Annotated in this window: 8 protein-coding genes and 1 tRNA gene; 3 read left to right on the top strand and 6 right to left on the bottom strand. The window is 61.9% G+C overall.

What is annotated here, in order from left to right; all coding sequences use genetic code 11:
- The coding region (locus U9R81_RS02090; protein WP_322493879.1) for a hypothetical protein at nt 1-1,873 on the top strand (1,873 nt) is incomplete at its 5' end.
- Nucleotides 1,874-1,894: 21 nt separating this feature from the next.
- Here the strand turns inward: U9R81_RS02090 and U9R81_RS02085 are convergent.
- The 5 genes from U9R81_RS02085 to U9R81_RS02065 all read right to left on the bottom strand — a co-directional run bounded on the left by U9R81_RS02085 (nt 1,895) and on the right by U9R81_RS02065 (nt 8,135).
- Nucleotides 1,895-2,608 carry a response regulator transcription factor gene (locus U9R81_RS02085; RefSeq protein WP_322493878.1) on the bottom strand — a complete coding sequence of 238 codons (714 nt, stop codon included), beginning with the start codon at nt 2,606-2,608 and terminating at the stop codon, nt 1,895-1,897.
- 19 nt (nt 2,609-2,627) lie between these two features.
- The gene (locus U9R81_RS02080; protein WP_322493877.1) at nt 2,628-3,659 is read right to left on the bottom strand and encodes a sensor histidine kinase; all 1,032 of its coding nucleotides are present in this window, start codon (nt 3,657-3,659) and stop codon (nt 2,628-2,630) included.
- 470 nt (nt 3,660-4,129) lie between these two features.
- Nucleotides 4,130-6,019 (bottom strand): S9 family peptidase, encoded by a 1,890-nt coding sequence (locus tag U9R81_RS02075; RefSeq protein ID WP_322493876.1) that lies wholly within the window; start codon nt 6,017-6,019, stop codon nt 4,130-4,132.
- A gap of 53 nt (nt 6,020-6,072) precedes the next feature.
- On the bottom strand, nt 6,073-7,578 hold the full coding sequence (locus U9R81_RS02070; RefSeq protein WP_322493875.1) for a ComEC/Rec2 family competence protein: 1,506 nt from the start codon (nt 7,576-7,578) through the stop codon (nt 6,073-6,075).
- Between the two features lie 86 nt (nt 7,579-7,664).
- Complete coding sequence (locus U9R81_RS02065; RefSeq protein WP_066783349.1) at nt 7,665-8,135, bottom strand: MarR family winged helix-turn-helix transcriptional regulator; 471 nt, start codon at nt 8,133-8,135, stop codon at nt 7,665-7,667.
- Nucleotides 8,136-8,296: 161 nt separating this feature from the next.
- Here U9R81_RS02065 and cfa point away from each other — a divergent pair, with 161 nt between their 5' ends.
- Complete coding sequence (gene cfa / locus U9R81_RS02060; RefSeq protein ID WP_322493874.1) at nt 8,297-9,481, top strand: cyclopropane fatty acyl phospholipid synthase; 1,185 nt, start codon at nt 8,297-8,299, stop codon at nt 9,479-9,481.
- A 26-nt stretch (nt 9,482-9,507) separates the two neighbouring features.
- Here cfa and U9R81_RS02055 read toward each other — a convergent pair whose 3' ends face one another.
- Nucleotides 9,508-9,963 (bottom strand): GNAT family N-acetyltransferase, encoded by a 456-nt coding sequence (locus U9R81_RS02055; RefSeq protein ID WP_322493873.1) that lies wholly within the window; start codon nt 9,961-9,963, stop codon nt 9,508-9,510.
- A gap of 67 nt (nt 9,964-10,030) precedes the next feature.
- On the opposite strand from U9R81_RS02055, the gene U9R81_RS02050 reads away from it, so the two are divergent.
- A tRNA-Met gene (locus U9R81_RS02050) sits at nt 10,031-10,101 on the top strand.

Below are 10,101 nucleotides of genomic sequence, written 5' to 3'. Positions count from 1 at the left end.
CCGCCTGCGCGCCGAAACCCGCTTTCCGGTCAAGCCGCTCGCCTTGCCGGCCACCCGGCGGGTCAGTACGGTGGCGGCAGCACCGGCCACCCGGTTGTTTTGTGAGCGCGCAGCGGCAGTGAACCCGGCGTTTGCCCTTGGCGCGGCCAATGCAGCGACGGTTGCGGCGCTGTGCCAGCGGCTTGATGGTTTGCCGCTAGCGATTGAGTTGGCTGCGGCCCGCGTCGATACGCTCGAACCGGCTGCGTTGCTGGCTAGCCTTGATGCCGGGATAACCGAGTTTGCCGGCGGTTTTGCCGATCTGCCGGCGCATCAGCGCTCGTTACAGGCCGCCATTGCGTGGAGCGAACGGTTGCTGGAGCCGGCAGCACGCGATGGCTTTGCCCGTCTGGGGGTGTTTGCGGGTACGTTTGACGCACCGGCAGCGGCGGCGCTAGAGGTGGACAGTCTTGACTCACTGGTTGAGGCGGGGTTGGTGCAGGTTGACGCCAGTGGACGGCTGCATTTGCTCGAAACGATCCGGGTCTTTGCTGCCGAACGGTTGCGCGCGCACCCTGAAGCGGCCAGTATTTATGCGCGCCACGCCGCCTATTTTGCCAACCTTGCCGAAACTGCCGGCCCGCTGCTCGAAAGCGCAGCCGCCGCTACGACGCTGAACCAACTTGATGCTGAACTGCCCAATCTGCGCGCGGCGCTTCGCTGGTCGTTGCATACCGACGGCGGGGTGGTAGCGGCGCGCATCACCGCGGCGCTGCGCGTCTACTGGCTGAGCCGGCGCGCGGTCTACGAGGGGCGCTTGGTCGAACCGCTGTTGGTGGCTGGGCCGGCGCAAGCCATCCCACCGGCGTTGCGCGGCAGCGCGCTGATCGCGGTCGGCTATCTCGCATCGCAGCAGGGTGCGTTACAGGCCGGCGATCTGCTGGCTCAAGGGATTGCGCTAGCGCGCCAAGCGGGGCAAGAGGCCGATGTGGCGCAGGGATTGGCCTTCCAAGGCATGCTCAACCGCTTTCCCGGCAACCAAGAACGGTACACAGCCATACTCAACGAAGCGATCGTCATTGCCCGGCGCATCGCCGCGCCGGCTCCGTTAGCTTATGCCCTCAATCAACTCGGCGTCGGCTACTGCATCCACGGTCACTACCACAAGGCCTTGCCTATGTTGCGCGAAGCGGTTGATCTGGTAATGCGCAACGGCGATCAGATCATGGTGCATCGCTACCGGTGCGATCTGGCCGAAGCGTTGCGTTCGCGTGGCGATCTATTGCCGGCGCGCCGGATGTTTGCTGGTCTGATTGCAGAATTAGCCGCTGGCGGTGACGCGATGGCGTTGTGGGAAGCGCATTTGCGCCTCGCTAGCATCGATCTGGAAGAGGGGGCGATCGCGGCGGCGGAGAGCAATCTCGCCGCCGCCGGTGCAATCATTGCTGAGATGGGCATTCGTTATGGTCGGGTCAGTTGGCTGCGCCACCAAGGCTATCTCGCGATCGTTGCCGAGAATCGTGATGCGGCGGTCGCCCATTTGAGTATGGCGCAAAAGGAGGCTTATGAAGTCTACTTGCCAGAAGAGGTGTCGGCTACGCTGATTGGACTGGCCTACCTGCACTGCAACGCCGATCGCCGGCGCGCAGCGCGGCTGTGTGGCGCGGGTGAAGGTCTGCTCACCCGCTACCAGCTCCGCCGTGATCGGCAGGCCGAACGGTTGAGGCAAGCAGTGCGGGAAACGTTCACTGCGGCTGAACACGAGCTGGCAAACGAAGCGGCGCAAACGGTGATCAATCGCTTACCCCGACTTGCGTTTGCCAATGTGGTGGAGGCCCGCGATACGGTGCGGTTCGATCGTGTGATTGCCACGGCGTTGCGAGGAGCGCCGTAGGGACATTGCGTCGCAATATCCCTACTCAAGCGGTTGAGAATACCCCATCTTAATCCACCCCTTCTTAATCGCCACAATTACCGCCATCGTGCGGTCGTTGACTTGCAACTTGGAAAGGATGGACGTGATGTGATTTTTGACCGTCTGGCCGCTGATGCTCAGCTCGTTCGCAATCTCTTTGTTTGAGAGACCGCGGGCAATGCAATCGAGAATCTCAATTTCGCGCGAGGTCAGCGGGGCAAACAAATTCGCGCCATCCTCCTCGTCAGTGGCGGCCAGTTCACGGAATTGGTGCAGCACTCGCGCCGCGACGTTGGGCCGGGCCAGTACCGCATCGTTGATCAGATAGCGTCCACGGGCGACATCGCGGATCATCTGCACCAGCTCTTCCGGGCCAATGTCTTTGGACGTAAACGCCGCCGCGCCGACCTTGATCGCCTGAAACAACTGGTCATCATCTTCATAGACGCTCAGCACGATGATGCCGGTGCGCGGCTCGCGGCGCTTGATCACGCGCGCCACTTCCAACCCGTTCAAGCCGGGCAGGTTAATATCAACCAGCACCACATCAGGCATCAGGCGTTCGGTCAGATTGATCGCCTCTTGGCCGTTCTCAGCCTCACCGATCACCTCAATATCGGGTGCGCTCTCCAAGCTCCAGCGGATCCCCTGCCGGAAGAGCGGGTGGTCATCAATCACTAATACTCTGACCTTGGATGATAATGGCGCTGTCACGCATCACTCCTCGGATAACTCACGCCGGTTGCGGCAATGGCATCGTCACGTGTACTTCGGTGCCAGCGCCGCACCGGGTCGTAACCGTCAGTTGCGCACCGATCAACTCGGCCCGTTCGCGCATGCTCGTCAACCCCCAACTTTCGCGTCCAGCACGCCGGATCACTTCGCGCAGATCGAAACCCGGCCCTTCATCGCGGATTGTCAGATGCAACCTCCCGCCGCGTGCCGTTAACGTCACCCGCACCGGCGCGCCACGGGCATGTTTGCGCGCATTCTGCAACGCCTCCTGCACAATGCGGTAGAGCACGATCTCGGCTTCAGCCGGCAAGCGCGGCAACGGATCGGCTTCAAACACGACCGGACTGCTCACCGTGTCGCGATAGCGGCGAATATATTCGTGCAGCGCCGGCCCCAGCCCTTGTTCTTCCAACTTGCCCGGACGGAGATCGGCGATAAAGCTGCGCACTTCGCGCAAACCCTCGCGCACGCTATCACCTAGTTGGCTGAGGATCGAGCCGAGCTGTTCCAGCTTCTGCTCTTGGAGCAGATTTTGGCAGACTTCGACCCCCATCAGCGCATTCGCTAGCACTTGCGCTGGCCCGTCATGCACTTCACGTGCCAGCCGGATGCGCTCTTCTTCGCGGCCCTTAATGACTTGCGCCCGCAACGCCTGCACCCACGGATCAGCAGCCACGCCTTCGACATTGCGGGTAAGGGTGGTGCTGCTCATCTCGATCTGGCGAATGAGCTGGTCAAGCTGGCGGAGCGACCGGCGCAATTCGGCTTCAGCTTCAGCCGCGGCGGCGTGCTCGGTGCGCAATTGCTTGACCCGCGCCGTGATAGCGACGGTGGATAAGCCGCGTTCGCGGGCAAACTGCTCTTGCACGACGGCTTCATCGAGTTGGCGCGAAAGTTGGCGCGCACGCTGAGCCACGCCTTCCTGCTGGTGCAAGGCGGCGTGGTAGAGTTCGCGCAATCCGGCAAGTTGGGCGGCAACGATGGCTGTAGCGCGCTCGAGAAGGGCGGCTGGCTCCGTACTCAAGGACATACTCCCGCAACCAATCGCTTTGATAGTGTAAGTATAGCACGCAACTGGCCGGCAATGAAGCGGGCAAGATGATCAAACGTTCATCTTGTGCCGCTTGTCCGTGTGCGCCGCGCGGAGCGCCGCGAAGCAATCCCCCCCGAGGGCGGGATGAACCGCTCAGGCATGCCATGCGTCCCCCATTATCATTGCGCGCCGAGCGAAGCGAGGCGCAGCAATCTCCCGCTCTGGTGAGAGGAATCCGCTCAGGCATGCGATGCGCTGAAGGGGGAGATTGCTTCGGGGGCTGCGCCCCCTCGCAATGACAGAGGGCGCCGCCACCCCCATTGTCATTGCGCGCCGAACGAAGCGCGCGAAGCAATCCCCCGCTTCAGCGGCACAGATGCCTGTGTAGATGCAATCCGTGCTCGCAGGAGATTGCTTTGGGGGCTGCGCCCCTCGCGATGACCTGAGGATTGTCTGCCGGATTGTGGTCATACTGCCGGCGTAAAGCCGAGCACCTCGCCGTAAAACGCCAGTTCGCGTTCAAGGGCGGTGATGATGTTTTCGGCTTTGCGGAAGCCGTGCTGTTCGCCGGGGAAGGGGACGTATTCGGTGCCGATGCCGCGCGCGCGGAGCGCCTCGTACATCGCTTCCGATTGGGCCGGCGGCACCACTTTGTCTTCCAACCCTTGGAAGAAGATGACCGGGCAGGTGATCTGGTGGGCATGGTAGAGCGGTGAACGGGCCTGATAGAGGTCGGCTCGTTCAGGGTAGGGGCCGATCAGGCGGTCGAGGTAGCGCGACTCGAATTTGTGGGTGTCGCGGGCCAGTGCGGCTAGATCGGCGACGCCGAAGTGGCTGGCGCCGGCGCGGAAGGTGTGGTGGAAGGCCAGCGCCGCGAGCACGGTGAAGCCACCGGCGCTGCCGCCGGTGATCACTAGCCGGGCAGGATCGGCCTTGCCGTTGGCGGCCAGAAATTGCGCGCCGGCCACGCAGTCTTCCACATCGACAATCCCCCATCGGCCATCGAGCAGTTCGCGGTAGGCGCGGCCAAAGCCGGTGCTGCCGCCGTAATTCACATCGAGTACCCCGATCCCCCGGCTCGTCCAGTATTGGATCGAGAGGCGCAAGGTAGGGTAGGCGGCGGCAGTCGGCCCGCCGTGGATCATCACCAGCAGCGGCGGAAGTTCGCCGGCGGGGGCGACAAAATCGGGGTTGTGCGGCGGGTAGAAGATGCCGTAAGCGGTGCGCCCGCCAGCACTAGGAAAACTGATCACCTCGGGCAGCGAGAGGTAAGCCGGATCAACTGGCAGTTCGCCGCTCTGCCGGATGGGGGTGAGCGAACGATCGGCTAGGTCGAGCAGAAACAGCGTCGTTGGCATAGTAGGTGAACTGCCGATGATCAGCGCGCGCTCACCGGCCCCGTTAACGATGTTGATGACCGAGACCGGCAAGTCGATCGGTTCGGTGCGGCCATCGCGGTGGATCAGCGCCATCTGCCAACGGCTGGACTGGCAGAATGCCGCTAGTACGCTCCCATTGGCCAAGGGCAGGTAGGTGCGCATCCCTAGCTGCCAGAGCGGTTGGCCGAACTCGGCCTCGAGCGGGTAAAGCGGGGTGGCGTTGCCGTTGCGATCGAGCCGGTACAGGTTCCACCATCCGCTACGCTCGGCCACCACCAGCAGGCTGCCATCAGCGGCCCATTCTGGTTGAAAACACGAATCGCCGGGGCCGCCAGCCAACCGGTGCGCCGTTCCTAGGCTGCCATTGGCCAAGATCGGCGCCACCCACAACTCGGCGGCGTCCCACGGCATGTTGGGATGATCCCACGCCAGCCATGCCAGCCATGCCCCGTCGGGACTCAGGCGCGGCGCGGCCACAAAGTCGCGTCCGGTGAGTAACGGCGTCGTCGCACCGCTGGCTAGATCGACCGCTACCAGATAATTCTGCGCTTCGCCGTCGCCGCGATGATCTTCCCCAATCGCTATCAACCGGTTACGCGCCCGATCCGCCACTATCTCGGCGAAGCGCAAGCCTGCCGGCGTAGCCAGCGCGACCGGCGCCTCGCCGGGACACTGGCGGTAGAGGGTCTGATCGCTAAACTCAACAAAGAAGACCTCTCCCTGATCGACCACATAGCTAAGGCCGCCGTACTCATGCACGAGGGTGCGCACATTCATGCCGGTTGGGGTTACATCGCCGATCGTGCCGTCAGCGGCGCGGCGCACCAGCACATTCCGCCCGCCCTCTTGCGGACGACCTTCGATCCAGTACAGATCAGTGCCGTCGATCTGCGGCCAACTGAGGCTCACCTGCTTGGTGACGAGCATTGCGGCAGTAATCGGCGAGCGCCAACTGCCGTAGGGTGCGATCTGGGCCATACGTATTCCTTGCCAATATCAGAATATTTCCTCTTGCATCATAACACAAGGCGCTAGGTTTGGCGTAGAGCATTACGCATATCTTCGCGATCTGGCCGTCGCCACAGCCAATAGCCGCCGATCAGCGCATAAGCGAGCAGCAACAGCCAGAGCGGGAAAGATGGCACGGCCAGCGCTGCCCATGCCGGTTGGGCCAGCACCAGCGCCGTATTGGTGATCCAGCTCAGCGGCAGCCATGCGATTGTCGCCAGCCACTGGCCGAGCGGCAGCCAGATCAAGCCGCCGATCAATGCTGCCACTCCCAACAGCATCGCTACTGGCACCACCGGCACAATCAGGATGTTGGCCAGTGGCGCGATGAGCGACAGATTGCCGAAGTGATACAACATCAGCGGCAGGGTCAACACCTGCGCCGCCAAGGTCGCCGTCAGCGCCTCACGCACCGCCGCCAAGGCCGGGTGGCCTAGCCAGCGCATCCCATCGAGCCAGCGTTCCACCGGTTTGCCAAACGCAAACAGGCTGGCTGTAGCGAGCGCCGAGAGTTGGAAGCCAAGATCCCAGAGGGTATGCGGGTTGACCAGCGTCAAGAGCCAGCACGCAGCTAACAACAACCGCCATGGCTCGCTCTGCCGCTCGGCGGTACGGGCCAAGAGCGCGAGACTGGCCATCATCGCTGCTCGCACCACCGCCGCCGATGCACCGGTGAAGCCAGCGTAGATCCACATCACGGCCAGACTGAGCCAAAAAGCGGGCCATGGCCGCAGGCGAGTGAGTTTCGCTAGCGCTGCCAGTGCTGCTGCGACGATGGTAAAGTTCCAGCCTGACACGACTAAGATATGCGAAGTGCCGGTCGTGGCAAACGCCGTGCGGGCCGCTTCCGGCAAACCAGCCTGAATACCGAGCAAGATCCCGATTGCTAGCGCCGCTTGAGGTTCGGGCAAGAGCCGCAGCACGGTACGCCGGCACAGTTCGCGAAACTGGCTGATCGGGGCCAAGCCCCACGCCGGTTCACGTGCAGCCAATGCCTTGATAGCAGTAGGCCGGTTTAGGAGCACAAAGATGTTCCGGCGAGCGAGATAGGCGCGGTAATCAAACTCTCCCGGACGTTGGGCAGTGCGGGGGAGAGTTAGCCTCCCGCTAACCTGCAAGCGATCACCCGGATAGTATGGGGGGTAGGGCGGGGCGCGCACCAGCACGCGCCCCTCAGCCGGCGCCAATTTTCCCTCAGCGCCGGCGTGAGCAACAGCGATGACCAATTGCTGGCCGGTATCATCACGGCGCGGCTCTTCCGCAACGCTGCCAACGAGCATCACCTCATCAGCGCCGGCCCAGCGTTCGATATGGTGCGGGCCGAGCAACGGCTGGGCAACGTGGTAGCGTATCCCACCCAGCGCCAAACACAACGCCGCCAGCGCCATCCAGCGCCAGCGGCGGTCAACAACAACGACACCCACCCCCGCCGCACCTGCGACAAGCGCCAACCAGTGCAGCGGTAACGAAACAGTTCCGGCTAACGCGATCCCAATCAACCAACCCAGCGCCAGTCGAATCAGACTCATGCGATCTTGCCTGTTATCAAAGAAGCGGTATTATAAAGAATACCGTTTGAACACAGGCAAAGGATTCGCAGGCGAGGAGGAAACGGCTATGTTTCAGCCTCAATGGCTTGCTGGGCCGCCAGATCGGCAGCTAGTCCATCCCGCAACTTCAACAGCAAGCGGGTGAGCTGCTCCTGCTCTTCTGCATCGAGCAGCCCCATCCGGCGCTCGACCGCTGCGTTGTGCATCGCTAGCGCCTCGGCGCGCACTGCCGCGCCGCGCGGTGTGAGGATCAGACGTTGCGCCCGCCGATCGTCGGGATCGGGATTGCGCCGCACTAATCCGTCGCGCTCAAGTCGGTCGACGAGCCGGGTAATGGTGCTTTTGACACAGAGCAGCTTCGCACCCACATCAGTCAGGCGCTGACCCTGCTCGAGATCGAGTTGCAACAGCAAATTGAACTCGAGCGGCGTCAGGTTGGTGTGCGCTAGCGCGCGTCGGTCGCCGTCATCCAGCAAGACGTAGACATCATGGATAAGCTGGTGCGGCAAATGGGAGCGAACGTCGTGTTGTTTCATAATAGTAAACCTGCACATGTGCAATGATTTTCTTTGCAAGCAGTATACCGCTCTTAACAGGGGGTGACAAGTGATGAAGTGATACCGTAGGTGAATATGCGGCAAGCGACAGTTGCGAAGGATGTTCAGACGTTTCGCGTACATCATACAAGGAGGTTGCTATGACTGAACGCGAACTGGCTCCTCTGCCAACGACAACGAATGTCGCTCAACCTAAACTGCATGCTCTCCACCGGCAGGCCCGTACCTACGCGGTGCGATTGCTCGATGCCGCCGGCATTACGGTCAATGGTTCACAACCATGGGATATTCAGGTTCACAATGAACGGCTCTACTTGCGCTGTCTGCTGCGTGGTTCGTTGGGCCTCGGCGAAGCGTATATGGACGGCTGGTGGGATTGCGCGGCGATCGATGAGTTTATTTGCCGGTTGCTCCAAGCGCAAGCGCCGGCGCAGGTCGGTTGGTTAATCAACCTACCGCTCTGGTTCGACAGCCGGTGGAACAATCGCCAGCGCGGCAGGGGTGCGTTCGTGATCGGCCAGCGCCACTATGATATCGGGAATGATCTCTATGCCGCGATGCTCGACCGCCGCATGATCTACAGTTGCGCCTATTGGGATAGCGGTGCGCGCACGCTCGATGAAGCGCAAGAGGCCAAGCTCGATTTGATCGCGCGCAAGCTCGATCTACAACCGGGCATGCGTGTGCTCGACATTGGGTGTGGATGGGGCGGCACGGCTCAGTATCTGGCTGAACGCTACGGCGTGCATGTGGTCGGGATTACCGTCTCGCGGGAACAGGCCACTCTTGCGCAAGAGTGCTGCCGTGGCTTGCCGGTGGAAATCCGGCTGGAAGATTACCGGCAAACGCGCGGCAGGTTTGACCGGATCATCTCGGTTGGGATGTTCGAGCATGTCGGCTATCGCAATTATCGTACGTTTATGCAAACGGCGCGTCGCTTGTTAGCCGATGATGGTCTCATGCTGTTGCACACGATCGGCACGAATGTCGCTTACCAAGGGCGCGATGCGTGGATCGAACGCTACATCTTCCCCAACTCGATGTTGCCCTCGCCGCGCTTGTTGGCGGCGGCGTTCGAGGGGGCGTTTGTGCTCGAAGATTGGCACAATTTCGGCATCAATTACGTAGCGACGCTGAAAGCGTGGCATGCCAATTTCGAGCGGGCATGGCCGCAGCTCGCGCACCGGTATGATGAACGTTTCTACCGCATGTGGCGCTTCTACCTGCTGATGAGCGCTGGCAGCTTTATGGCGCGGGCCAGCCAGCTCTGGCAGTTGGTGTTGTCGCCGCGCGGGGTGAAAGGCGGCTACCGGTCGGTGCGGTGAGGAGGGGCTGTATTACTGCGCCTCCTTCACCGCAGCCGCCGTTCCATAAATACCGTTTCGGCGATCGGGGTCGGGTAATACGGTGCGCAGCGGGTAAAGCCAAGCGATTCGTACAATCGGATCGCGCTGTGCATTGTGGGCAGGGTATCGAGCCGCATTAGCTCGTAGCCGATCGTCGTCGCTTCCGCCACGATCTGGCTGGCGAGCCGCTGGCCTAACCCCGACCGGCGAAACGGTGGCCGCACATACAATCGCTTCATCTCGCAGATCGTCTCGCTCAACGGGCGCAAGGCCACGCATCCCGCCGCTTCACCGGCGACAAGCGCCAATAACAGCCGGCCCTGCGGTGGCGCGTATACGCCGGGGAGCGCGGCTAGCTCAGCTTCAAACCCCTGATAGCCGAGATCGATAGGCAGGCTGGCGGCGTATTCGCGAAAGAGTATGCGGATCGCATCAAGGTGTTCTGGCCGTTCCGCTTGCATCACAACCCCATGTAGTGAAGAACCTCTTGACATAGTGATTTTGATGTGCTATAGTAACAAACAGTGACGCGGCGTGGAGCAGTGGCAGCTCGTCGGGCTCATAACCCGAAGGTCGCAGGTTCGAATCCTGCCGCCGCT

It is taken from the genome of Chloroflexus sp. (assembly GCF_034435895.1).
In the GTDB taxonomy this organism is placed as follows: Bacteria; Chloroflexota; Chloroflexia; order Chloroflexales; family Chloroflexaceae; genus Chloroflexus.
Note: the sequence above shows the minus strand (reverse complement) of the source record. Positions and strands in the feature narration are given on the sequence as shown.